Here is a 24,679-nt window from a genome sequence, read left to right as displayed (position 1 = left end):
CATTCCCCCTTCGACGATCAACGTCACTGAAGGCTATCCGTCCGGTGTCACCGACAAACGAGAACTGCGGTGGCACCGGGAAGAATTTCCCGACGCCACCGCAGTTCTCCGAAAGTTTCTTCTACGAGTTGTCGACCCAGGTGACAGCTACGCCGCGAGCCTGCAGCCACGCTGCGGGATCGACCTTTGCGCCGTTCTCGGCAACCTCGAAGTGCAGGTGCGGGCCGGTGGACTGGCCACGGTTACCCACGGTGGCGATCTGCTGGCCGGCGTTGACGCGCTGGCCGACGTTGACCTGGTAGTCGTTGACGTGGCCGTACGTGGTGACCGTGCCGTCGTCGTGCTGGACGCGGACCCAGAGGCCGAAACCTGACGCCGGGCCGGCGTCGATGACCTGGCCGTCGGCTGCAGCCAGAATCGGCGTACCGATCGGAGCCGCGATGTCGAGGCCACCGTGGTGTGCTCCCCAGCGCGAACCGAAGGTTGAGGTAAGCGTTCCGGACACCGGCTGCACGGTACGAGCTGAGGTGCCGGGGTTGATCCCAGCGAGGAACTGCTGTGCCTGCGTGTTGAGGTCGGCAGCAAAATCGGGAAGCTCGGGGATGTCGAGAGCCGGAAGTGCCGCCAATTCAGCCGGAACGACAACGCCCTCGGGGAGCAGACCCTGCGGGATTTCGATGCCGGCGATGGTCTGTGTTGCCGGCGCCGCAGCAGCGGTTCCTGCGCCCATCTGGCCTGCACCGACGAGGAGTGCACCGGTAGCCGCAGCTACGACACCTGCCTTGACACCGGCACCAGGGCCAGCCGACGGGGTGCGGTGGCGGCCGCTTGCTGCCTCGGGATCGATCTCGAAGACAACATCGTCATTGCCCGTGCGGTGGTGGTTTCCCACAGTGTGTACTCCGTCAGTCGTCGGCGTGCAGCGTCCTTCTGATGAAGCCCGCTCCTCTGTCTGCCGAAGAATGTAACAGTTTGATCAAGGCGGCCGCCACCGTTACCCGATCTTGACCAAAACTATTTCTCGCCGTTCTGTCGGCTGGCGTCCAGTTCTGACTTGAATGCGTCGTATCGTGCCCGGTGAGCGGGTCGACGCCGGATGATCGCCCACGCGATGCCCAGAACCACGAACCAGATCGGCGTGACGAGAAGTGCCTGCAGGGTGTCGTCCTTGGTTGTCAGTGCCCAGAGAATGAAGACGAAGAACGCGAGCACGACCCAGCACATCACGATGCCGCCGGGCATCTTGAACTTCGACGCCTCGTGCAGGTGCGGACGACGCTTCCGGTACACCATGTAGCTCGCCAGGATGATCGTCCACACGAACATGAACAGCAGCGCCGAAATGGTCGTGACGACGGTGAAGGCCTCGATCACGGAATCGCCCGAGAACAGCAGGATCAACGACGCCAGCAGGAAGATGCACGAGAACATCAGGGCGTTCGCGGGGACCTTGCGTGAGTTCAGCTTGCCGAGGGCCCTCGGTGCGTCGCCCTCCTGCGCAAGGCCGAACACCATGCGCGAGGTGGAGTAGATACCCGAGTTGGCCGAAGATGCAGCGGAGGTCAGCACGACGAAGTTGATGACAGAAGCAGCGATGCCGAGGCCGGCGAGTGTGAACATGGCGACGAACGGACTCTTGTCTGCGCTGATTTCACGCCACGGAGTCACCGCGATGATCACGGTCAGTGCAACGACGTAGAACAGCAGGACACGAATGGGGATGGAGTTGATGGCCTTCGGCAGGTTCTTCTCCGGGTCCTTCGCCTCGGCTGCCGTCGTACCGACGAGCTCGATACCCACGAAGGCGAACACGGCGATCTGGAAGCCGGCGACGAAGCCCATGAATCCGGTCGGGAACATCCCGCCGTCGTTCCAGAGGTTGTCGATACCGGAGGTGGCACCGTTCGGCGCCGTGAACCCGGAGACGACCATGACGATGCCGACGACGATCAGGCTGACGATGGCGATGATCTTGATCAGCGCGAACCAGAACTCGGTTTCACCGAAGGCGCGAACGGTCGGGAGATTGAGGAGCAGCAGCGCCGCGATCGTCAGCAAAGCAGGAATCCACGCCGCGAGCCCTGGCCACCAGTACTTGAAGTACCCGGAAATCGCGATGACGTCCGCGATGCCGGTGACGATCCAGCAGAACCAGTAGGTCCAGCCGGTGAAGAATCCCGCCCAGGGGCCCAGCAGATCCGCGGCGAAGTCGGAGAACGACTTGTACGCCATGTTCGAGAGCAGCAGCTCCCCCATCGCCCGCATGACGAAGAAGAGCATGAATCCGATGATCATGTACACGAAGATCACGGAGGGCCCGGCGAGCGAGATCGTCTTGCCCGATCCCATGAACAGTCCGGTGCCGATGGCACCACCGATGGCGATCAGCTGGATATGCCGGTTGGACAGCTGACGTGAGAGGTGGGGGTCTTCGCCGGACGGCTTCGTCAGGTCTGGTGTATTCGCGTGGTCGGACACGGAGGATCCCCCTCGTCATACGGTTCATCCGGGGCATCGAAATCGTGCCCGTCGGGGGAACCTCGGAAAATGTGCTCTCTCAAAGTACGCGTGCACTGGCTCACATCACGCATCGGAAAGCGGACGCCGATAACCTGTCGAGGTGAACACTGACAGCACGGCCCATCAAGACGGACATATCGCCGCGACGCTGTTCGATTTCTCCGGAACCCTCTTCCGTTTGGAGGAGAGCGACGATTGGACCGAGCACCTCGTCGATCACCAAGGCGATCCGCTCGACGTGCACGCTCAAGCCGAGCTGATGCGTCGGATGACCGCGCCGGTGGGCAGAACCGTGGAGATGGACGAAGCGGGGATCTACGCGTGGGAGAACCGCGACCGGGATCCGAAGTTGCATCGTCAGGCTTACCTCGACGTGTTGAGTAAGTCCGGGGTGCCCGATCCGGTTCGGGCCGAAGCTTTCTACGCCCTGCTGGTCGATCCGGATCAGTGGTCGCCGTACCCGGATACCGGCGAGGTCCTGAAGTCACTGTCGGAGAGGGGCATACGCACTGCCGTCTTGAGCAACATCGCCTTCGACATCCGTCCGGCGTTCGCCGACCGCGGCTGGGACGTCTGGGTCGACGAGTTCGTTCTCTCGTTCGAGGTGGGTGCAGTCAAGCCCGAACCGGCGATCTTCGAGTACGCCCTCGCACAACTCGATGTGGATGCGGCGCAGACTCTGATGGTCGGTGACAGCGACATCGCCGACGGCGCTGCTCGTGACGTCGGTTGCCAGTTCGCACTCGTCGATCCCCTGCCGACGACCGAACGCCCGCACGCGCTACTCGACGCAGTGCGGAAGTTCGGGCTTCTGTAGGGAGCGCTCAGACACCTTCGGTGAGTTCGCGCAACGACGCGTAGCGCTCGCGCACGTGGGGAGCTGGTTCGGCGTCGAATCGTCGCTCTTCCGGTTTCGGCCACACCGGCGGCTGCGTGTCCCCGGACAGTGCCCATGCTGCTTGCCTGCATGCCCCTTCGGCGACGTACTCACCCGGAGCAGGGATCACGACCGGCACTCCGAGAATTGCCGGCGCGATCTCACAGAGAGCGCGCGACTTCGCTCCGCCTCCCACGAGGAGAACTCGCTTCACCTCGACGCCTTGACGAACCAGGTCGTCGACGCCGTCGGCCAAGCCGCACAGGAGCCCTTCGATTGCGGCTCGTGCAAAGTGCGCAGGCGTCGAGTTCTGCAGCCGGAATCCGTGCATGGCCCCCGTGGCGTCAGGGCGGTTGGGCGTCCGTTCACCCTCGAAGTACGGAATCATGACCAGCCCGTCGTTTCCGAGGGGCGCCGTCGACGCCAACCGCGACAGTTCGGCGTGATCGACACCGAGAATGGACGCCGTCGCATCAAGAATGCGCGCGCCGTTGAGAGTGCACACCAGCGGCAAGTGCAGGCCGGTTGCGTCCGCGAATCCTGCCACGTTCCCGCCGGGATCATGCGTGGGGGTGGCCGATACAGCCGAGACGACGCCGGATGTTCCGATCGAGATGATCACGTCACCGGGAACTGCCCCCAAACCCAGTGCGGCTGCGGCATTGTCACCGGTGCCAGGCCCGACAATACCTCCGGAACGTGTACTTCCGATCTTTTCGTTCGGCGATGCAACTCGGGGAACATGCGGGGTTCGACCGCGAAATGCCAACGCCAGCAAATCTTTACGATATTCGCGCGTCGAGGCAGCATAATAGCCGGTTCCACTGGCGTCGCCCGCGTCGGTAACAAGCTCCTCGATCGAGCCGGACCCACCCAACTTCCAGGACAACCAGTCATGCGGAAGACACACCGCGGCAGTGCGATCGGCATTGCCGGGTTCGTGATCTGCCAGCCATCGAAGCTTGCTTGCCGTGACCGCGGCGACCGGAACTACACCAACTGCGTCGGCCCACGCCTTGGGTCCGCCGAGCTCTTCGACCAGATCGGTCGCAGCCTTCGCCGAGCGAGTGTCGTTCCACAGCAACGCCGGTCTGACGACCTCGCCGCCACTGTCCAGACACACCATGCCGTGCTGTTGAGCTCCGACCGATACGGCTGCGACGTCGCCGAGCCCACCCGCTGCGGCGATTGCACTGTCCATCGCCTCGAGCCAGCATGCCGGATCTATCTCGGTACCGACGGGATGCGCCGCCCGCCCTTCTCGTACCAGCTCTCCCGAATCGGCATCACGGACAATGACTTTGCACGACTGGGTAGACGAATCGATACCGGCTACGAGGGCCACACTGGCGTCCTTTCCGAAGGACCGTCAGCTCGCGTTGGCGACCGCGGGCATCCGGTTGCTGCGCTTACGCAGCGATCGCACATATTCTGCGCGCTCGGTCTCCGTCATTCCACCCCAGATGCCGTACGGCTCGTGGACGGAGAGTGCGTGTTCGCGGCACTGCTGGAGTACAGGGCACGTCGCGCAGACCTTCTTGGCGTTGCGTTCACGGTTCTCGCGGGCGTGTCCACGCTCGCCGTCCGGATGGAAGTACACCGCGGAATCGTGCCCGCGGCACGCTCCCTGCAGCTGCCAGTCCCACACTTCGGCGGTCGGGTACGGCATCGGAAGGTGCTTGTGCATGATGGCGACCTCAATTCCTTACTCGGGTGACACGGATTCGGGTGACTCGGGGCTTACGCCGGGTCGGAGTTATCGACGCCTGGCCGATTGGCCGAGTCGATGTGCACAGACCGTTGCGAGTTCGCCGGTGACCGGCGGAGTCAGCGCTACGACGCCGTCGTCGAGAATTGCCTGCAGCCTGCGGAAATACTCGTCCGGGGCGAGGCCGAAGGTTACAAAGATCTCTTCGTCAGGTCCACCGTCGAACTGCTGCCACTTACGTGCGAACTCGACGATCTCTTGTGTATCGGTGCGGCTCATCAGGTTCTCCCCTGTTTGTGCGCCCTGCTTCACAGAAACTGCGACTCGTCTCCTCGGACGCCCGTGGCAGTGAGTCAAGACACAGACTATGCCTACTTCTGCTTTTTCACAAGACCTACTTACGTCTTTTTATGGACAAAGTATGCGAACTTTCGCACGCTGAAGTTACCGACGAGGAATGCTTGAATAGGACAATGACCCGACCGTCCACGACTCCGGCCACCGCGGGAGAGGTATTCACGCTGATACGCAGCGGTTCCGCGACCACGCGCAGCGAGATCGGGAAGCTCACCGGCCTGTCCAGGACGGCGGTATCGGCCAGGGTTGCAGCACTTCAATCGCTTGGTTTGATCGCCGATGACGACGAGGGCCCGTCGACGGGCGGCCGGCCGCCGTCCACTCTCACGTTCGCGAACTCGTCCGGCGTGGTTCTCGTCGTGGCAATCGGTCGATCGCGGGCACAACTTGCCGTCACCGACCTGGCGGGCACGATCCTCGCGGCAGAAGACATCGACAAGTCGGTCGGGGTCGGCCCCGACGAACTGATGCCCGAAATTGCCGAGCATCTTTCGTCACTACTGGCCCAGGTCCACCGCGCGTCTACCGAGGTCATCGGAATCGGACTGAGCATTCCCGGAACGGTCGACGTCGCCGCGGGAGCAAGCCTCGACTCTCCGATGATGGCGGGGTGGGACGGAGTCGCGCTTGCCCCCTATCTGGCATCGGTGACCACGGCTCCGCTGTTCGCGGACAACGATGCCAACGTGATGGCTCTGGCCGAATTGAGCGAGCGACGCGAGAGTGCGCCCAACCTCCTGATGATCAAGGCGTCAACCGGCCTCGGCGCAGGAATCGTCATGGGCGGAGTCCTCCAACGCGGTTCACTCGGAGCGTCCGGCGAGATCGGGCATACCAAAACCGCTGCAGCGCGGGGCATGAAGTGTCGCTGCGGCGACGTCGGCTGCGTCGAAACTGTCGCCAGCGGTTGGGCTCTCGTGCACGCCCTCCGAGATCAGGGCCGAAGCGTCGGTCACGTGCGTGATGTCGTCCGCCTCGCCCTGGACGGCGACAGCGAAGCCCGCCGGCTCATCAGAAGCAGCGGCCGACTGATCGGCGACGTCATTTCCGGCGCGGTCAATCTCCTCAATCCCGAGGTCCTGATAATCGGCGGCGACATGGCCGAGGCGGACGAACTCTTCCTCGCCGGGCTTCGGGAGTCCGTCTACGGCAACGCAACGGCGCTTGCCACCCGAAAGCTTCAGATCGCTTCGGTCAGCCACGGCGCACAATCCGGCATCCTCGGTTGTGCGGTTCTCGTCCTCGACCATCTGCTCAGCGCCAGGGAAATCGATCTGCGGATCGCGGCGTCACTCCACACGTGAGTCGCTGACTTCTCGCACGCTCCGCATCAAACAATCAGACTTTTCCGGCATCGCTTGTGTTGACGCTCACACTTCTGCATAATTCATTACCTACCGATCATTCGGTTGCCGATATCGACGATGAGATCGCGCAGGAACGCTCCGAGTCAGCCAAAAGCATGCACCGAGCACACCGGCAACGTCGCAGATCGAACAGCGTTTCTCCCCTGTTCCGACTTCGCAGTTTCACCGTGTCGGTGAACCACGTGACTGGCAGAAAGTAGCTCGATGACCACAACCAGAACTGGCACCAAGCCCGCCGCGAAGGAATACGACCGCGCCGCGATGGCGTCGATGGTCGGCACCACCGTCGAGTGGTACGACTTCTTCATCTACGCCCAAGCTGCAGCCCTGATCTTTGCCGACCTGTTCTTCAAGCCGATGGGCTCGGCCGGCCAGATCGTCTCCTACGTCACGGTCGGCATCAGCTTTGTCTTCCGTCCTCTCGGTGCCATCGTGGCCGGCTATCTCGGCGACAGGCTCGGCCGCAAACGTGTCCTGGTCGCGACGTTGGCGATGATGGGTGCCGCGACGGTTCTCATCGGCGTGCTGCCGACGTATGCCTCGATCGGAATCTGGGCACCGATCCTGTTGATCCTGCTTCGCGTCGTCCAAGGATTCTCGACGGGCGGCGAATGGGGCGGGGCCGCTCTTCTTGCCGTCGAACACGCACCCACCAAGCGTCGAGGGTTCTTCGGAGCGTTCGTACAGATGGGAGTACCGCTCGGAATGTTGCTCGCCACCGGCGTTTTGGCACTGTGCACATTCACCCTCACGGACGAACAGTTCACCACCTGGGGATGGCGAGTGCCGTTCCTGCTCAGCGTCGTGTTGATCGGCGTCGGCTTCTACATTCGAAGCAAGGTCAGCGAGTCACCCGTATTCGCCGAACTCAAGGAACGCCGCACCGAGAGCAACACGCCTATCCGAACTCTGTTCAAGAAACACCCGAAGCAGGTCGTACTCGCGGCGCTGTCCTTCATCGGCACAAACGGCAACGGCTACATGGTGATCGGCGGATTCATCGTCGCGTACGCAACCAAGACCTATGGCCTGGGTAAGACCGAACTACTGATTGCCACGCTCGCAAGTGCCGTCACGTGGGGCGTTTTCACCATGATCGGCGCCTACTGGTCGGATCGACGCGGCCGCACCACGGTGATGAACGTGGGCAACCTCGCAATGGTCCTCTTCGCGGTGCCGTTCTTCCTCCTCGTCGACACCGGGAATCTCGGCTGGATCTACGTGGCGATGATCCTGTTCTCGGTCGGACTCGGGCTGTCGTACGGACCTCAACCCGCGTTGTTCGCCGAACTGTTCCCGGCTTCGATCCGTTACAGCGGTGCGTCGATCTCCTACGCGGTAGGCACCATCTTCGGCGGCGCCTTTGCTCCCACCGTCGCACAGTGGCTCCTCGGCAAGACCGGTGGCACCCTTGCCATCTCGATCTACCTCGCCCTGCTGGCGGCGGTCTCGTTCGTCGCCACGATGCTCATCAAGGATCGATCAGGACGAGACCTGATGGTGTGATCGACCTGAATGTGGACGCCCAACGGCGTCGCGATGCCGGAGTTTGTCAGCCGAACTTTCGAAAGGCGAACTCCGGCAACTTCTTCGCAGCATTCGCTGTACGCACGATCTTGTGGTTCTTGCCTCGCATCAGCGCCAGTTGGATCCGCGATTCGATCCAGAACGCGCCGCGAGGCGAGCGGTTCCAGGTCTTGTGCAGCAACGTCTTCGTCGCTGCGACGGCGTCCGGCGAGCGAACCGCGATCTGCGACAGCAGTTCCTGTGCCGGCTTGATCGGATTGTCGCTGACTCCGCTCACGAACCCCCACTCGAGAGCCTGATTTCCGTCGAACAGTTCAGCAGTGATGGCGAGGCGTTTCACGACGTCCATTGCCGCGAGTTCGCGCATCGTGACCGTTCCGGTCATGTCGGGGATCAATCCCCACTTCGCCTCCATCACCGAGAACGTGCAATCGGGGGTGGTGAATCGAAAGTCTGCGGCGAGCGCCAATTGCAGTCCCCCGCCGAAGCAGTGCCCGTGAACGACCGCGATGACCGGCACGGGCAATTCGCGCCACACCCAGCACGCGCGTTGGAAGAGGTTGGTCTTCTGACCGGGAAATTTCGCGAAGGCCTTCGCCATGCGCCTCGGTTGCTTACCCGCAGAGGCGAAGTCCAACCCGGCCGAGAACGCGTCACCCGCGCCTTGAAGAATCACGCCCCGGATCGAACGATCGGTTTCGATCGTTCGAGCGGCATTCACCAGCGCGTCGAGCATGTCCAGATCGAGACCGTTGAGTTTCTCCGGTCGGTTCAGCGTCACGTACGCCACCGACTGCACTACCTCGACACGAACACGATCACTCACGGCAACTCCTCCGATTCGACATATCCCCGACGAACTTACCTGAGAGTAAGTTCCCCGGGGATTCGTCATGCCATCTCGGCAAGAAGTTCCATGGTCACTTTGCCGGCAGGATCCGAATCAGTGGATGAAGGCACGGCCACAACGGTGTCCACGCCCGTTCGCCTAGTTAGGGTCGCGGCGCTACAACGTCTGGCTGGCGCGGGGGAAATCTCCAACTCCGTGTTGTCCGCACGGTTGGCAATCCTGACGGCCGACGGAAATGCGCGAGCCTCGTGAATATGAACAGAACCCACCGAGACACGAGTACTCGGTCACTTGCAAAGGGCAGTCAATCTGGCCCGTCCTCATCACCATGTAATCGCGGGAGAAGCGGTGTGCGCCCAATAAACCGCACCGCTACCACCACTACGGCACAGCACCTTCGGAAACGAACCGAGGTCTTCGGACATCGAGGCCGTCGACCTCACCACCTCGGTTCACGTACCCGGGTCCGGCTGGTCCTGAGGTCCCCGCTCAGCCGGCAGTGCGGATCCGGTCGAAGCTCCGGCCTCGGTGTTCGAGCGGCAGCCTGTCCCCTCGCCCGAACAGTTTGTTGCGCAGCGTTCCCTCGTCGTAGTCGCTCTGGTAGGCACCTCGTTTGGCCAGCTCCGGAATCACATGCTCCACAATGTCTTCGAAGGTTCCGGGAGTCACCGCGTACGCGAGATTGAAACCGTCGACGTCGGTCTCGGACACCCACTCCTGCAATTCGTCGGCGACCTCCGCGCCGGAACCGACAACGATCGGGCCGAGCCCGCCGATGCCCGCCCACTCCGCGATGTCCCCCACCGTCCATTCGCCACCTTTCTCGTCGGCCTGACGAAACGATGCGACCGCGGATTGAATGGCATTGCTCTCGACGTTCCCGATCGATTCGTCCGCTCGGTATCCGGAGAGGTCGATTCCCATCCACCCCGAGGTGAAAACGAGCGCGCCTTCACTACTCGCGTAGCTGCGGTAGTCCTCGAGCTTCGCCTGGGCCAACTCAGGGGTTCGGTCGGTGATGATCGTCAACAGTGTGTAGATGCGGGCCGAGTACGGATCTCGCCCGACCTTCGTCAGTTCGTTTCGGATTCGGGCAACGGTGTCTTTGAGAATCGCCTTTGTCGGTGCACCGACAAAAATTGCTTCGGCATTCTCGGCGGCGAACCGCACCCCACGAGGCGACGCGCCGGCCTGGAAGATGACCGGCGTCCGCTGCGGAGAAGGTTCGGAGATGTGGATGCCCGGAACCGTGAAGTGCTTGCCTTCGTGCTCGATCGGATGAACCTTGGCGGGGTCCGTGTAGACCCCGGTGGTTCTGTCACGCACCACCGCGTCGTCTTCCCACGACGTTTCCCACAACTTGTAGAGAACTTCGAGGTACTCGTCCGCGTGGTCGTAGCGATCGTCGTGCTGGAGTTGGTCGTCCTCGCCCATGTTCCGTGCGGCCGAGGGGAGGTATCCGGTGACCACGTTCCACCCGATTCGCCCGTTCGTCAGGTGGTCGAGGGTGCTCAATCGCCGAGCGAACGGGTAAGGATGCTCGAAAGCTGTACCCGCGGTGATCCCGAAGCCCAAGTGCTCGGTCACGGCAGCCATCGCCGACGCCAGCAGTAGCGGGTCCGAGACCGGCACCTGCGCGCCCTGCCGCAGCGCTGCGTCGTGATTGCCGCCGTACACGTCGTACGTTCCCAACACGTCGGCCAGGAACAGCCCGTCGAATCGTCCACGCTCGAGGAGCTTCGCCAACTCCGTCCAGTACGTCAGATCCGTGTACCTGGACGACTGGTCCTCCGGGTGGCGCCACAGACCTGGCGATTGGTGGGCGACGCAGTTCATGGCAAAGGCGTTGAAGCGGATTCTGCGGGTCATTCCCGCACGATGCCGTGCCTGCTCCGCGGTGAACACCATTGCGATCAGTGCGATCGGTACGGCTCCTGCTTGCACCCGGCGATACCGTCGACTTCGCGACCTCGTCGGCGGGCCGCTACACTGACTAGCGCAGCTGTGACGCCCGAGGCTTCGTGCCGACAGGTCGAGCGGACGCAACAGCAGTATCGAGAAGCGAAAACCCCGGCAGCACAGGGTTTTCAGCGCTTGTCGGTACGCTCCCCGCCCTCGTAGCTCAGGGGATAGAGCATTCCTCTCCTAAAGGAAGGGTCGCAGGTTCGAATCCTGCCGAGGGCACCAGGTGGGACTCTCCCCACATCGGCGTGACCAACGTGCCATTCTTGAATTCATGACGACGCCTCACTCCACGGCAACTCCCCCGAAGAACATGTCTTTGATCCCGGGTGGGACGTACTGGATGGGCTCCGAAGACTTCTATCCGGAAGAACGCCCAGTTCACCAGGTCACAGTCGACGGATTCTGGATGGACACGACGGCGGTGACGGTCGCCGAGTTCCGACGCTTCGTGAAGGCAACCGGCCACGTCACCACTGCTGAAATCGCCCCGGATGCCGCCGACTATCCCGACGCCGATCCAGCCCTCCTCGTCCCGGGATCGTTGGTCTTCAATTCGACACCCGGCCCGGTTTCACTTGACGACTACACCCAGTGGTGGTCGTTCACTCCCGGCGCCGATTGGCGCCATCCCGAGGGCGCCGACAGCAACATCGGGGGACGTGAACGGCACCCCGTCACCCACGTGTCGTACTTCGACGCCCAGGCCTATGCCGCGTGGGCCGGCAAGGAACTCCCGACCGAGGCCGAGTGGGAGTTTGCCGCCCGCGGTGGACTCGATCGCCAGGCGTACGTGTGGGGCGATCACGACTCTCCGGGCGGGCGGCCCGGTGGCAACGTGTGGCAGGGCCAGTTCCCCTGGGAGAATCTGCTCGAGGACGGTTACGAGCGCACCGCTCCGGTCGGAAAGTTCCGGCCCAACGGCTACGGACTGTTCGACATGGCCGGGAACGTGTGGGAATGGACGGCCGATCACTACACGTCCGACCACGCCCACAGTTCCAAGAACGTCGCGCCGGCCTCGTCGTGCTGCATTCCTCGTAATCCCCGAGCGGAGTTCGCCACGGAGGCGTTGGCGAGCGAACCCTACGCACGACGGGTGATCAAGGGCGGCTCACATCTGTGTGCACCGAACTACTGCCTGCGCTACCGCCCTGCCGCGCGGCAGGGCGAATCCGAGGAGTCCTCGACCTGCCACGTCGGCTTCCGGTGCATCATCCGCATTCCGCAGACGTAAATCAGAAGGGCACGTCTCCGAGGATTGCCACCCGCTCCATCACGCGGCGATGAGGGAAGTAATCACTCGCTGCGTAGTGCTGGGTAGCCCGGTTGTCCCAGAAGGCAATGGAATTCGGCGCCCACTTGAAGCGGCACTGAAAGTCCGGGACCTTGACCTGCGCGAACAGCAGGTTGAGCAGATCGTTGCCTTCGACAGGATCCATGTCCGGAATGTGGGTGGTGAAAAGGCTGTTGACGAACAGAGTCTTACGCCCGGTCTCCGGATGCTTACGCACCATCGGGTGCAGGACCGGCGGGTACTGCTCCTTCATCTGTTCCAACTTCTCCGGGCTCATGCCGCGTCCGAAGGACGGCACAAAATCGTGGATGGCGTCCTTGCCGTCGATCAAGTCCTTGATCTCGTCGGGGAGGCAGTCGAAGGCGTTACCCATATCAGCCCAGAGCGTGTCACCACCGGCAGGCGGTACGTCGATCGCCCGAAGTACTGAACCGAGCGGCGGCGTCTTCGTCCAGGTGACGTCGACGTGCCAGATGTTCTCCGTTCCTGGACTGTCCTCTCCGCGTTCGAATCTGACGACTGCCGGGACCTCTCCCTGCGGGAGAAGTGGATGAACCTCGAGTTCACCCCAATGGGCCGCGAAGTCACGATGATTCACGCTCGAAATCGGCTGGTCCCGAAAGAACACGACCTTCCATTCGAGGAGGGCCCGACGCACGTCCTCGATCTGCTCCTCCGACGGATCATGCAGGTCGATGTCGCTGATCTCGGCACCGATGAACGGTGTGACGGGTGTCAGAGTGAACCGCTCGTACGGCCTCGATTCAACGCCTTCCGGGTTTCGCCTCATTCCGCGTGGTCCGAATTCGATTGTGTGATTGCCGATTTGGACTGTTCGTGAGGATGTAAGGGTAGCCATCGAATGACTCCGTCCTGTCGTGTCGTGTCGCGGGGTCACACGTCAGTCGACGCGTGCACCCGCTTTGCTCGTGTACGTTTGTGTGCGCTTTGGGGCGCGGTCAGTGCTCCTACCGCGAGATCGACCAGATGATCCACTGTCGTATCGAAATCTGCCTGCACAACCGGGTTTTCGTCTTCGCGGCGCTGCTCGAAGATTGCCAGAGCGGAGACGCTCATGTTGAACGTCAGATCGATCCGTTCGACCGCGACGCGGCGAGATAGATGCGGCAACGCCCGCGTCAACCTGACGACAACTTCGTTGATCCCCTCGCTGACCTCGCGGAACTCAGCACTCTGCGTATCCACCGACGGTGAGATTCGGGCAATGAACCTCGCATAGTTGGAACCGTCGACCGTCGCCAGAAAATCTGCCAGCGGGTACAGAAAGGCTTCGACCAAAGCACGGACCAAGTCGGTCCGCCCACTGGCGTCGATGTCGTCGAGATACGTCAGTCGCGCTGCGTTGATCTGATCCATCCGATGCCGGAATACGGCCAGCACCAGACCGTCTCGCCCACCGAAGTGATACTGAACTGCAGAGTTGTTGCGCTGCCCGGCCGCAGTCGCCACGTCCCGCATGGACACTTCGTGAATACCTTGCTCGGCGAACATCCGCTCGGCGACGGCGATCATGGCGTTCTTGGCATCCAACGAGGCGGGCATACACCGACCATATAAGTCACTGTCTTAATTCCGCAAGCCCCATCCCCTGTGCGCGGTTAGGGAGTGCAGGGACTCCTTAACCACTCACGGGGGTAGTTGTCCCAGTCAACGAGACATACGCCGCCAACTGAATTCCGATCGATACGCTCCAGATTAAGACGACTGCTTAATCCGCCCGGTTTTGCACACGCCAAGGAGCCTGCTGGTGAATCGCCATTCCATTCCGATAATTCCCGAGACGCCGAACGTCGCGGCCGCCGTGTACTACCCCGATCAGAATCCCCCGTACACCCGCCCGGAACCGCTTCGCCCGCCGGCCGGGGCCCCGAACGTGCTGCTGATCATGATCGACGACGTCGGATTCGGCGCACCCTCCGCGTTCGGTGGCCCGTGCCGCACCCCCACCGCCGAGCGTTTGGCCGAAACCGGCGTGAAATACAGCCGATTCCACACCACGGCTCTGTGCTCGCCGACGCGTGCCGCCACACTGACCGGGCGCAACCACCACAGTGTCGGTATGGGTGTCATCTCCGAAATGGCCAACGCGGCACCGGGATACAACGGGACCCGCCCCGCCTCTGCCGCCACGGTCGCACGCGTCCTACAGGGAAACGGCTATGCGACAGGTGCTTTCGGCAAGATGCACCAGACCCCGACGTGGGAGACCACCGCTGCCGGGCCGTTCGATCGTTGGCCGGTCCGTGAGGGTTTCGACAAGTTCTACGGTTTCCTCGGTGCCGAGTCCGACCAGTTCACCCCGGTTCTCTACGAGGACTTCACGATGGTCGACTTACCCAAGACACCACAGGAGGGTTACCACCTGTCCGAAGATCTCGTCGACCACGCGATAGAATGGGTCGAGGGCGTCAACACGATGGACCCCGACAAGCCGTGGTTCTGCTACCTCCCCTTCGGCGCGTGCCACGCTCCACTCCAGGTCCCGGACCGCTACCTGGACAAGTACGTCGGCGAATTCGATCACGGGTGGGATCGCCAACGCCAGATCACCCTCCAAAAGCAGAAGGAACTGGGCGTCGTCGCTCCTGACACCGAATTGGCCCCGTGGGCTCCGGGGCTCCCACACTGGGACGAACTCGACGACGACCAGAAGAAGGTCTCGGCCCGTCTGATGGAGTTGTACGCGGCATTTCTCGAGCACACCGACGACGAGGTAGGCAGGCTCGTCGACCGGTTGCAGGACATGGGTGTACTCGACAACACTCTGGTGCTCTACATGATGGGTGACAACGGCGCTTCCGCTGAAGGCGGAATGGAGGGCTCGTTCAACTACCTCGCCGGCCTCAACGGTTACAAGAGTGCGACATCCGACGTACTGGCGCGCTACGACGAATTGGGGACCGAAACCAGCTACCCGCACTATCCGGCGTCTTGGGCTCTGGCTCTCGACACCCCGTACCAGTGGGCCAAGCAGGTTGCGTCCCATTACGGCGGTACCCGGAACGGCCTGATCGCCCACTGGCCCAAGGGGATCGACAAGCCAGGCATCAGGGAGCAATGGCATCACTGCGTCGACATCACGCCGACGATCCTGGAAGCTGCCGGTATTCCGGCACCGTCCAGCGTCGACGGGGTGACCCAGAAACCGATGGAAGGCGTGGCGATGAACTACACCTTCGCCGAGCCCGACGCCGAAGAGCGCCACACCACACAGTATTTCGAGATCTTCGGCAACCGCGGAATCTACGATTACGGTTGGACCGCAGTCACGGCCCACCGCGCACCCTGGCTGATGGCCACTCACGGCCTCGAGCTCACACCGATGAGCGAGGACCGTTGGGAGCTGTACGACACCTCGGTCGACTGGTCGCAGGCCCGCGATCTCGCAGACGAGCATCCCGAGATCCTGGCCCGGCTCAAGGAAAAGTTCCTCGTCGAGGCGGCCAAATATCAGGTGCTGCCGCTGGACGACAGAACGGTCGGTCGCCACGCCACCGCGGAATCACGACCCCCGCATCCGATGATGGGCCGCAAGACCCTCACTCTGTACCCACACATGAACGGTCTGGTCGAGAAAGCCGCGCCGACGTTCTTCAACCGCTCGTACACGCTGACCGCAAGTCTGGGTAGCGTCGCCGACGGCATGCTGGTCAGCCTCGGTGGCCGGTTCGGCGGATTCGCTTTGTACATACTCGATTCCGTCCCCGTCTACTGCTACAACTTCAGCGGCGGTGGTCGGACCTTCGTGCGTGGGCGCAACCCGCTGGCACCCAATGCACGCGAGGTGTCCGTCCACTTCGAGTACGACGGCGGCGGAATCGGCAAGGGTGGAACCGCAACCCTGAGCGTCGACGACGAGGTGGTCTCCGAAGGCCGGATCGAGAAGACCACTCGGGCGATCTTCAGCATGAACGAACAGCTCGACGTCGGCATCAACCGGGGAAGCCCGGTCGCGGAAGAGTTCGCGGAGAAGGGCACGTTCCGCTACGGCGGCAAACTCCACAGCGTGACCGTCGACTTACGATCCACCCGAGACGTGGTGTCCGCAGAGGAACGGGAGAAAATCTCACTCGCCGTGCACTGATCGACCAGGCGGCGCTCGCCGATTATGCAGCCGCGCAGGCCATCTGCCGCGCGGCTGCACAATCGCCCTGCGTCTATCCGACCGTGTACATCTGCAGGCACGGCCCCACCGGGCGAGCTTCCAGGATGTCGCGGGCCTTCTCACGTGCTGCGTTGAACTCCCAGGGCGCAGTGGTGCCCGGCACTCCGAATCGATATCTGCTCAAGGCACATGAACGCTGCGGTTCCGGTAGACGATCCAAGGCAGGTACCGCGTCGACGGAGAGCCCGCGTAAGTAGGAAACGTCGATGCTCTTGCCGCCCTCGAACCGTTCCACGTTCTTTTGCGCGATGTACGCGTCGGGGTTGAACACCGCGAAGGCCAGCAGCGCGACGGCCGAAGTGGCGAGAACAGCTGTGGGCAGCCACTTCCCGGACATCCGAATACCTGCGACGAGCAACAACACGAACACGAAGCCAAGAAGCAGCTCGGTCGCGAAGACGCTGACCCGGAGCACCGTGAAACCGTACTGATTCTCGTACAACCACATCCGGTGCACAGCGGACGCCACGATCACCAGGCTGAAAACACACAGGGCACCCAGCAGTCCGCGGGCAAGACGCCTCGATCCAGCGTCGCGGCGGTCGATGTACCGCACTGCGACGGCGATGACGAGCAGCGTCAGCACGGTAACCGCCATGAGCTGCCAGAAACCCTCACGCGCGTAGTCCGCATAGGTCAGTCCATCGGTCACCTGTACGTGCTCGTCTCCCCCGAACAGCGTCTTCGTCTGTACTGCAACAAAACCGAGGAACAGCACGTTGAGTACTCCGAGCGGGACCGCCCACTCCCACATCGGCAACGGCGTCGCCGGCGCAGGTGCAAACGCGTCCACCGTCGGCGTTCTGCGGCGCAGGTACACCGCAACCAGCGTGCCGAACGCCATCACGACGCCGGCAAAGATCCGTGCTCCCGGGTTCGACACCGAGATGGCCGGAGCGAAGCCGTCGAAGATCTTCGCGAACTCCGGATCCGCACTCACGAACAAAGATCCGAAAATCAGCAGGAGAAGAATCGATACTGCGCTTACGACGACAACTCGCGCCGCCGGCACCCGCGGAGCAGAGCGGGTAGCAAGTTTTCGACGACGAACGAAGTTGACCGTCCGGTGCGGTGCCCGCCAGGGAGCGACCGTTCCCAGAAGTATTCCGGTCCACGTCCGCCCGCCGATCAGAGTCCACGTGAACAGAACCCACGCAGCTACGACGCAGAGGAACACCAACCACTCCGCACCGCGAACGGCGGCAACACCCAGCAGTGCGAGCATCCCGATGGCGGCGACCCACTGCGTCACGGTCATCCGCGGCGGCGTCAGAATCCCGAAGACGATCACCACACCGGCACCCACGATCACGTACGCGATACTCGCGAACCCTGGGTCGAGGATCAGGGCCGCAAGCACCCCTACTGCGGCCGCGCCGAGGAGCATCGAGCGGGTGGCCATCGAAGTGCGATCGGGACGCCAGAACCGGCTGGAACGCTTGGGTTTTACGGCCGGCATCGGCGGTTTCGGTGGAATTACTATCGGAGCGCTCATGTGATCTCCTATGTGTCTGGTTCAATTTTTCAGGGTCGGAAGTACAGACGAATGCCGATGAAGACATGCGCCATCGCGAGATCTCTCGATCTCGTCAGGGACTTTGATTCAGTTCTGCGGCAGCACTACTCGAATGCAACAACCCGACGGGGCATCGACGACGGCAATCCTGCCGTCATGTAATTCGACCGCCCACTTCGCGATCGCGAGGCCGAGTCCGGTGCCCCCGTCGGTCGAGCCGCCGCGGATGAAGCGGTCGAACACTCGCTCACGGGCCTGTGGTTCGATGCCGGGGCCGTCGTCGTGGACGTCGAGCACCAACTCCCCCGCGCTGCCGGTACGTACTCGGATCACAACTTTGGTGTCGACGTTCCCGTGCTGAACCGCGTTGTCCACCAGGTTGGTCACCACCTGATGGAGGCGATCCGGATCGGCGACCACGGACAATTGCGGAGGCTTGACGTCTATCTCGATGTCGCCCGCACTCACACTCGACAGCTCACGTAGGAACGGCTCGACCTCGAAACGGCGGCGTTTCAACGGCATTGCGCCACCCTCGAGTTTCGAGAGATCGAGAAGGTCGGCTACCAGCGCGCCCAGTCGTTCCGTCTGCCGCAGCGCCGATTTCATCATCGCCGGATCCGGTTCTTCGACACCGTCGACGACGTTCTCGAGCATGGCTTGCAAAGCGGTGATGGGCGTGCGCAGTTCATGGGAGACGTTGCCGATCAACTCGCGGCGGTACCGGTCGTCGGCCCCGAGGTCCTCGGCCATCCGATTGAACGCATGGGCGAGTTCGCCTACTTCGTCTCTGGAAGTCGCTCGTACTCGCCGCGAATAGTCGCCGCGCGCCATCGCCTTCGCCGCGGCCGTCATCTCGCGAAGCGGTGACGTCATCCCGTGTGCGAGCACCTGCGTAACGCCGAGAGCGACAACCAACGCCGTCAGTAGAGCAAAACGAAACGGTTGTTGCGACGTCAGCCAGAAACCACCGGCGGCGAACACCAGTGCTGCGACAACCAGGAGGCCGACCTTCACCTTGAAGGACCGCATCGGGTCCAGCGGCCGCGGCCACCGTGCAAAAAGACGGTCGACGACGCTCATCGCGGCACGTCCCAGGCGTACCCGACGCCGTGAACGGTCCGGATCACGGAAGGTCCGAGCTTGCGTCGCAGCGCCTTGACGTGGCTGTCGACGGTCCGACTGCCCGCTCCCTCACCCCAGCCCCAGATCTCCTCGAGCAGCGACTCCCGCGGGATCGCGGCTCGCGGCCGCTCCGCCAGATAGGCGATGAGATCGAATTCGGTGCGAGTCAGGTGAACTTCTTGCGCATCACGGCGCACTCGACGTTCGGTCAGGTCGATCACGACGTCACCGAACTCGAGGAGGTCGGCCACCGGGCGAGCAGCGTGCTCCGCGCGATCCGCACGCCGAAGCAGAGCCTGCACCCGGGCGACGAGCACACGCATGCTGAACGGCTTGCTCAGATAGTCGTCGGCCCCGACGCCGAGACCGATCAGCATGTCCGTTTCATCGGCGCGAGCGGTCAGCATCAGCACAGGCACCGGGCGCACGGCCTGGATGCGGCGGCAGACTTCGAGTCCGTCGAATCCCGGCATCATCACGTCGAGTACCACCAGGTCTGCGTCCATCTGCTCGCAGCGGGCCACCGCGCTGGGACCGTCGAACGCCAGCTCGACGTCGTAGCCCTCGGCACGCAGCCTCGCCGCGATGGACTCGCAGATGCTGACCTCGTCGTCGACCACGAGCACTCTTCGCTGACTCATGGAACTGACTGTATTCGGCCCTCGTGGATGAACCTGGGAGGACTTGTGAAGGTTCTGTGCAGGTTCTAGAACCTGCGGATGTTGTTGATCGGCAGATCCGCCAGGGGCGTCAGTCCGGTCGGAACACCAACTCCGTAGGCGTTGAACACCATTCCGAACCCAGCGTAGATGCCGACGTGCGTCGCACCGGGGTAGAAGGTGATGACGTCGCCGGGAGCGAGGGCCCACCGGGGAACCGGCTGTCCGACGTTGGCCTGCTGTTGGCTGGTCCGTGGCAGATTCACTCCGGCCTGCCGAAACGCCCATTGCACCAGCCCGGAGCAGTCCCACGAGTTCGGCCCGACGCCGCCCCACTGGTAGGGCTTTCCGGTCTGAGTGCTCGCCGCTGCCAGCGCGATCAGGCCTGCCGGACTCGGGATGGGGAGGGCGGCTGATCCACTGCTGATGCTTCCTGCGCTTCCCAGGCTGCCGGAGCTCCCGCTACTGCCGCCGCTGCCGAGGCTTCCCGGATCGGCCGAGGCGGGGGCAGCGGAGAGCAACAGGACACTTCCGGTCAGCAGAGCAGCGACCGTTCCCGTGCGGAGTGTCGACTTCTTCATGCATCCGTCCTTCGTGGGAGTCGTTTCGGCGCGCGGCAGCGCACCTCGATAGCCGTGAACTGGTAAGACACGTGAAAACAAACACTTCGTTCGGATGTTAACGGCGTAGACGTTGTGTTCGGACAGGAATGATTGATCCGATTTGTCGGTTTTGAACAAACGGGCCTTACGTCCCGGGCTGGCAGAAGATCAGGGAATGATGGGGGATTTCCTGGATCCCGCGGCACGACAAGGTCCATAGATTCGACTCATGCGCCCATACCTGCTCGTCGCCGCGGTCATCATCGGAGCCACCACGGCACTCGTCGGTTGCTCGACGCTCCAGCGCGCAGTGGAGATTCAATCAGATCTCGACGGACTCACCAGGTCGGGTGTCGTCGGGTCGATCGCAACACTCGACGACGGCACCACGACGGCTGTCATGACCAGCGGCGTGCCCAACCGGACCAACGGCGATTCGATCGGCAAGAATGATCGCGTCCGGATCGGAAGTGTGACAAAGACATTCACAGCTTCGCTCGTTCTGCAGTTGGTCGCCGAGGGCAAGGTTGACCTCGACGCACCGATCGAGCAGTATCTCCCGGGCCTACTGCACAGCAGTGACATGGACGGCAGTGGCATCGACGGTAGCGCGATCACCGTGCGGCAACTGCTGCAACATCGCAGCGGCCTTCCCGAGTTCGCCGGAGAACCCGGCGCCGACGAATGGATTGCAGCAAACGAGAACCGAACGCTGACGCCGTCCGCCGCGGTCGCCATCGCCCTCGGCAAACCGGCGCAATTCGTCCCCGGAACGTCGTTCGTCTACACCAACACCAACTACATCGTTCTCGGAATGCTCGTCGAATCCGTGAGCGGCCGCAGCTACGCCGATGAACTCCGGTCTCGGATACTCGATCCGCTGGACTTGGAAGACACGTACCTCCCGCCGGCCGGTGAGCTCGACATCAGGGGCGATCACCTGACGGGCTATCAGGATCTCGACGGTGGCCTGACCGACGTTTCCCGCACGGAACCGTCGATCCCCTGGTCTGCCGGAGCGATGGTCTCGACGGGCACAGACCTGAACACCTTCTGGCGTGCACTACTCGACGGGCAGGTGGTGCCGGCCGAGCAGCTTGCCGAGATGACCACCCCTCAGGTCGCCGCCACCGAAGCCGAGGGACTCGGGTACGGGATGGGCGTCGGCGCCACCGAACTTCCCTGCGGCGTCACCTATACCGGCCACAGTGGCGGGATCTACGGGTACTACACACTGTCCGGCGCGACGCCGGACCGCGCGTTCACTGTGACGCTGACGTCGACGCCGAAGGACCAGCCGGACACCGTCGCGATACTCTCGCACGCACTCTGCCCCTGACGCTGTTACCAGTATTGATAACGTTTTCCATCAGTGTCCGCGACGAAAATGACCGCGTCGGCGCCGTCCAACTCCGAAGGTTTCAGCGGCAGGTGGCCGGGCAGGATCGCCTCTCCCGCGGTGACGGACGGGTCAAGTGCTGCGCGAAGTGCGGGCGCCAGAAACAGGGCACGCCGACCGGTCGCATCGGCCAACGCTCCCTGCAGAGTGCCCGGATCACTGTCGGGGTTGGCGTCGGTTGCCACGAATACGTAGCGCTCCCCGAGGACAAGTCCGACAAGTGAGCCGGCGCTCCCCCAGCTGACCACGTCGCCGTTGACGGGCATGTCGGACGGCACTCGCAGGAGATGGGCATTGTGTGCGAAGAGCAGGATCGGCCCGCGTCGCTGCTCCTGGGCGACGACCGCCAACAGGTTCTCGGCCATCATCTCGGCACGCAGACTGAGCAGAGTGCCGATGCGATCAGGAGCGGAACTCGCCATCGCGGAGTGATAGCGCAAGAGCCCCAGAGCGGTGCGTGAATGTGCAAGGGCCAGGTCGTACCCGGCCGGGTCGGCGGGCCGCAGCACAGGTGCGGCGCGCCGCAGGACGCTGGCGAGGTCGTCCGCAATGATGCGCAGGGCACGAGCCTGATCGGAGTTGCCGACGGACGCAGCCGGTTCGAACATCGCCGCCGGGTTGGTCCAGTCGGTGTCCTGCCCGAGCAGAAGGTCGATGTCGTCGAACGAGTGCGGCCGCATCGCAGCGGGCAGGAAGTCACCTGCTGCAGACAGCGCGCCACGTGGGCTCGGTGCGCCGGAATACTCCACCGGAGCGTCGAAGCCGTAGAAGCGAACTCGGTCGGCCGGAGCGCGGCCGTGGTTGTACTCGCGTAGCCATTCGACGAGTTCGCGGTTACCCGGTACCGCACCGAATCCGTGGCTGAAGCCTGTGGCGAGCACCTTCTCGATGTCCGCCTCTCCCCCGTTCACGTAGTCGTCGACAAGCAAAGCCGCAAAGACATCTGTTTCGAGCACGATCGACCGATATCCTCGTTCGACCAGTTGGCCGAGAAGTTCGTTGCGCAGCAACGGAAAAGCCTTGATCCCATGAGTCGGCTCGCCGAGAGCGAGCAGAGCCGGCACCTCGGTTCGCGCTGCGAGCAGTTCGTCGACGGCACGACCAAGACTTGCCGCGTCTTCGAGTTGGCGGCCGAACTCACTCAGCGCTGGGGCAGTGGACATGATCATCCCTTTCGAAGGTGGACTGCCTTCGACAGTATCGTTGAAGATTCGGGTTAAACTTTTACTGGCAATTACCTGGGGTATAACGTGAAAAGCCTCAATCGGAGGTGATCAGTGCGGCCCATAGACCTTGCCCGTGAACACGGGTTGTCCGCACAGGCGATCCGCAACTACGACGATGCCGGCATCCTCCCTCCGACCGAGCGCAGCACTTACGGCTACCGGCGATACACCCCAGTGCACGCGCAAGCCCTGCGCACTTTCCTCGCATTGCGCGGCGGTCACGGGCACCAGCGGGCCACGGAAATCATGCGGGCGACCAACTGGGCGACACCGAGTCCGCCTACCGCCTGATCGACAGTGCGCACGTGACGCTGCTCGCCGAGCGAGGAACTCGCACCGAGGTAGCCACAGCGCTGGGGACTCTGTCCACCATGGCACCGGCACTGGTGCACGGTCCAGCGCTGACGGTGGGTGAGCTGGCGCGCCGTCTCGGCGTTCACCCGGCGACACTGCGCACGTGGGAAGAGCATGGCATCCTGCGCCCCGAGCGCGAACAGGCAACGGGTTATCGCGAATACGGTTCGGAGTGTGTGCGCGACGCCGAGATCGCACGGCAGCTGCGGCGCGGTGGCTATCGGCTGTCGCAAGTCGCCCAGTTTCTCGATTCGCTGCGCGAGGCCGGCGGAGCAGACGCATTGTCAGCGTTCCTCGAATCCTGGCAGGACCGGCTGACCACACGCAGTCGCAACCTTCTCGCCGGCGCGGCTCAGCTCGATGCCTATCTCACGATGCTGGATCAGACCTCGCCTGGTTGCCGATCAGCAAACGGTTGAGGCGTCAGTTCACAAGCCGCGCAAGGCTCCTCACCATCTCACCGACGGTGTCGGTCGACGGCCACGGGAATTCCGGAAGATCGGCCCGCAACATCACCTGTCCGTGCAGCGAAGTCCAGATCGATACCGCATCGACAAAAGTGTCTGTGCTGGCCGACCTCCCAGCGGCGACGCACGCGTCGAGGTTGGTCACCAACGTGTTGAAGGCGGCCAGTCCTCGCGTATCCGATTGTGGTGACTGACCTTTCGGCCTGGACCACCCGAACAAGACCCGATACCGAGCGGGCTCGGAAATGCCGAACTCGACGTATGCCGAGCACCCGGCATACAGACCCTCGACCGGGTCGGGGTGTGCGGAAACGGCGTCGGCCACGGCGAGATGCAACTGCTCCAGCGATTCGGAGACCACCGCTTCGACAATGGCATCGCGATCGGAAAAGTGTCCGTAGATAGATGGTGCGGATATCCCGACTTCGCGAGCGACCGATCGGAGCGTCACCGCCTGATCCGATCCGGTGCGGGCGATGAGCGTCGCCGCTGCGGCGACGATCTCTCCGCGGAGCCGTGCGCCGCTTCCTCTCGGATTTCGGGCGCGAGTACTCCGAGAACCACTCGTCCCAGTTTCATCGGCATCTTCGGAAACATCGCTCACCCGACAAACTTTACACATGTAAGGCGAAGGGGTACGTTCTCATCACTAAACATTCGTAAGGTTACATTCGTAAGGA

At 62.9% G+C, this 24,679-nt stretch carries 22 protein-coding genes, 1 tRNA gene and 1 pseudogene; 9 read left to right on the top strand and 15 right to left on the bottom strand.

The features are described 5' to 3' along the window. Positions 1-121 precede the first annotated feature (121 nt). Together G4D79_RS13005 and cycA are read right to left on the bottom strand one after the other, a co-directional pair. Positions 122-892, bottom strand: a complete 771-nt coding sequence (locus tag G4D79_RS13005) for a M23 family metallopeptidase (RefSeq protein ID WP_003946431.1) — start codon at positions 890-892, stop codon at positions 122-124. A 122-nt stretch (positions 893-1,014) separates the two neighbouring features. After that, complete coding sequence (gene cycA, locus G4D79_RS13000; RefSeq protein ID WP_030534902.1) at positions 1,015-2,478, bottom strand: D-serine/D-alanine/glycine transporter; 1,464 nt, start codon at positions 2,476-2,478, stop codon at positions 1,015-1,017. Between the two features lie 142 nt (positions 2,479-2,620). Between cycA and G4D79_RS12995 the strand changes: the two genes are divergently transcribed. After that, positions 2,621-3,337, top strand: coding sequence for an HAD family hydrolase (locus tag G4D79_RS12995; RefSeq protein WP_065455332.1), 717 nt, complete (start codon positions 2,621-2,623; stop codon positions 3,335-3,337). A 7-nt stretch (positions 3,338-3,344) separates the two neighbouring features. On the opposite strand, the gene xylB is transcribed toward G4D79_RS12995, so the two are convergent. From xylB to G4D79_RS12980, 3 genes are all read right to left on the bottom strand, one after another. Further along, positions 3,345-4,742: a xylulokinase gene (gene xylB, locus G4D79_RS12990; RefSeq protein WP_007727678.1), complete on the bottom strand. Its 1,398-nt coding sequence runs from the start codon at positions 4,740-4,742 to the stop codon at positions 3,345-3,347. Between the two features lie 24 nt (positions 4,743-4,766). Then, on the bottom strand, positions 4,767-5,084 hold the full coding sequence (locus G4D79_RS12985; RefSeq protein ID WP_003946343.1) for a WhiB family transcriptional regulator: 318 nt from the start codon (positions 5,082-5,084) through the stop codon (positions 4,767-4,769). A gap of 69 nt (positions 5,085-5,153) precedes the next feature. Further along, a complete protein-coding gene (locus G4D79_RS12980) occupies positions 5,154-5,384 on the bottom strand; it encodes a DUF3263 domain-containing protein (protein WP_020970382.1) in 231 nt (76 codons plus the stop codon). 194 nt (positions 5,385-5,578) lie between these two features. On the opposite strand from G4D79_RS12980, the gene G4D79_RS12975 reads away from it, so the two are divergent. Next, complete coding sequence (locus tag G4D79_RS12975) at positions 5,579-6,766, top strand: ROK family transcriptional regulator (protein WP_003946405.1); 1,188 nt, start codon at positions 5,579-5,581, stop codon at positions 6,764-6,766. A 267-nt stretch (positions 6,767-7,033) separates the two neighbouring features. Further along, positions 7,034-8,335 (top strand): MFS transporter, encoded by a 1,302-nt coding sequence (locus G4D79_RS12970; RefSeq protein WP_099698277.1) that lies wholly within the window; start codon positions 7,034-7,036, stop codon positions 8,333-8,335. A gap of 46 nt (positions 8,336-8,381) precedes the next feature. On the opposite strand, the gene G4D79_RS12965 is transcribed toward G4D79_RS12970, so the two are convergent. After that, on the bottom strand, positions 8,382-9,182 hold the full coding sequence (locus G4D79_RS12965) for a crotonase/enoyl-CoA hydratase family protein (RefSeq protein ID WP_099698278.1): 801 nt from the start codon (positions 9,180-9,182) through the stop codon (positions 8,382-8,384). Positions 9,183-9,441: 259 nt separating this feature from the next. On the opposite strand from G4D79_RS12965, the gene G4D79_RS34510 reads away from it, so the two are divergent. Then, complete coding sequence (locus tag G4D79_RS34510; protein ID WP_228401232.1) at positions 9,442-9,540, top strand: winged helix-turn-helix transcriptional regulator; 99 nt, start codon at positions 9,442-9,444, stop codon at positions 9,538-9,540. Between the two features lie 155 nt (positions 9,541-9,695). Here G4D79_RS34510 and G4D79_RS12955 read toward each other — a convergent pair whose 3' ends face one another. After that, entirely contained in the window at positions 9,696-11,075 is a 1,380-nt protein-coding gene (locus G4D79_RS12955; RefSeq protein WP_180279637.1) for an LLM class flavin-dependent oxidoreductase, read from the bottom strand. Between the two features lie 242 nt (positions 11,076-11,317). Between G4D79_RS12955 and G4D79_RS12950 the strand changes: the two genes are divergently transcribed. Then, positions 11,318-11,393 (top strand) — tRNA-Arg (locus G4D79_RS12950). A gap of 49 nt (positions 11,394-11,442) precedes the next feature. Next, positions 11,443-12,405: a formylglycine-generating enzyme family protein gene (locus G4D79_RS12945; RefSeq protein WP_099698293.1), complete on the top strand. Its 963-nt coding sequence runs from the start codon at positions 11,443-11,445 to the stop codon at positions 12,403-12,405. 1 nt (position 12,406) lies between these two features. Here G4D79_RS12945 and G4D79_RS12940 read toward each other — a convergent pair whose 3' ends face one another. Together G4D79_RS12940 and G4D79_RS12935 are read right to left on the bottom strand one after the other, a co-directional pair. Further along, complete coding sequence (locus tag G4D79_RS12940) at positions 12,407-13,324, bottom strand: TauD/TfdA family dioxygenase (RefSeq protein ID WP_030534931.1); 918 nt, start codon at positions 13,322-13,324, stop codon at positions 12,407-12,409. 35 nt (positions 13,325-13,359) lie between these two features. Continuing rightward, positions 13,360-14,028 (bottom strand): TetR family transcriptional regulator, encoded by a 669-nt coding sequence (locus G4D79_RS12935; RefSeq protein WP_030534932.1) that lies wholly within the window; start codon positions 14,026-14,028, stop codon positions 13,360-13,362. A gap of 205 nt (positions 14,029-14,233) precedes the next feature. Between G4D79_RS12935 and G4D79_RS12930 the strand changes: the two genes are divergently transcribed. After that, positions 14,234-16,570 carry an arylsulfatase gene (locus G4D79_RS12930; protein ID WP_099698280.1) on the top strand — a complete coding sequence of 779 codons (2,337 nt, stop codon included), beginning with the start codon at positions 14,234-14,236 and terminating at the stop codon, positions 16,568-16,570. Positions 16,571-16,643: 73 nt separating this feature from the next. Here the strand turns inward: G4D79_RS12930 and G4D79_RS12925 are convergent, their stop codons facing one another. The 4 genes from G4D79_RS12925 to G4D79_RS12910 all read right to left on the bottom strand — a co-directional run bounded on the left by G4D79_RS12925 (position 16,644) and on the right by G4D79_RS12910 (position 20,532). Further along, positions 16,644-18,146 (bottom strand): DUF4173 domain-containing protein, encoded by a 1,503-nt coding sequence (locus G4D79_RS12925; RefSeq protein WP_308252587.1) that lies wholly within the window; start codon positions 18,144-18,146, stop codon positions 16,644-16,646. A gap of 108 nt (positions 18,147-18,254) precedes the next feature. Further along, entirely contained in the window at positions 18,255-19,250 is a 996-nt protein-coding gene (locus G4D79_RS12920; protein ID WP_007727705.1) for a HAMP domain-containing sensor histidine kinase, read from the bottom strand. Continuing rightward, positions 19,247-19,933, bottom strand: a complete 687-nt coding sequence (locus G4D79_RS12915; protein ID WP_003940586.1) for a response regulator transcription factor — start codon at positions 19,931-19,933, stop codon at positions 19,247-19,249. Before G4D79_RS12915 ends, G4D79_RS12920 begins: the two co-directional genes overlap by 4 nt. A 65-nt stretch (positions 19,934-19,998) precedes the next feature. After that, entirely contained in the window at positions 19,999-20,532 is a 534-nt protein-coding gene (locus G4D79_RS12910; protein WP_029255974.1) for an NlpC/P60 family protein, read from the bottom strand. 250 nt (positions 20,533-20,782) lie between these two features. Between G4D79_RS12910 and G4D79_RS12905 the strand changes: the two genes are divergently transcribed. Continuing rightward, on the top strand, positions 20,783-21,892 hold the full coding sequence (locus tag G4D79_RS12905; RefSeq protein WP_050654681.1) for a serine hydrolase: 1,110 nt from the start codon (positions 20,783-20,785) through the stop codon (positions 21,890-21,892). Positions 21,893-21,897: 5 nt separating this feature from the next. Here G4D79_RS12905 and G4D79_RS12900 read toward each other — a convergent pair whose 3' ends face one another. Beyond that, positions 21,898-23,121, bottom strand: a complete 1,224-nt coding sequence (locus G4D79_RS12900; RefSeq protein WP_099698282.1) for an erythromycin esterase family protein — start codon at positions 23,119-23,121, stop codon at positions 21,898-21,900. Positions 23,122-23,229: 108 nt separating this feature from the next. On the opposite strand from G4D79_RS12900, the pseudogene G4D79_RS12895 reads away from it, so the two are divergent. Further along, positions 23,230-23,951: pseudogene (locus tag G4D79_RS12895) on the top strand (MerR family transcriptional regulator). 4 nt (positions 23,952-23,955) lie between these two features. Here G4D79_RS12895 and G4D79_RS12890 read toward each other — a convergent pair. After that, on the bottom strand, positions 23,956-24,603 hold the full coding sequence (locus tag G4D79_RS12890) for a TetR/AcrR family transcriptional regulator (RefSeq protein ID WP_003940096.1): 648 nt from the start codon (positions 24,601-24,603) through the stop codon (positions 23,956-23,958). Positions 24,604-24,679: the final 76 nt, after the last annotated feature.

Origin of the sequence: Rhodococcus sp. WY5 (assembly GCF_018588185.1) — a bacterium.
Classification (GTDB): domain Bacteria; phylum Actinomycetota; class Actinomycetes; order Mycobacteriales; family Mycobacteriaceae; genus Rhodococcus_F; species Rhodococcus_F qingshengii.
This window is presented reverse-complemented; position numbering and strand designations above follow the sequence as displayed.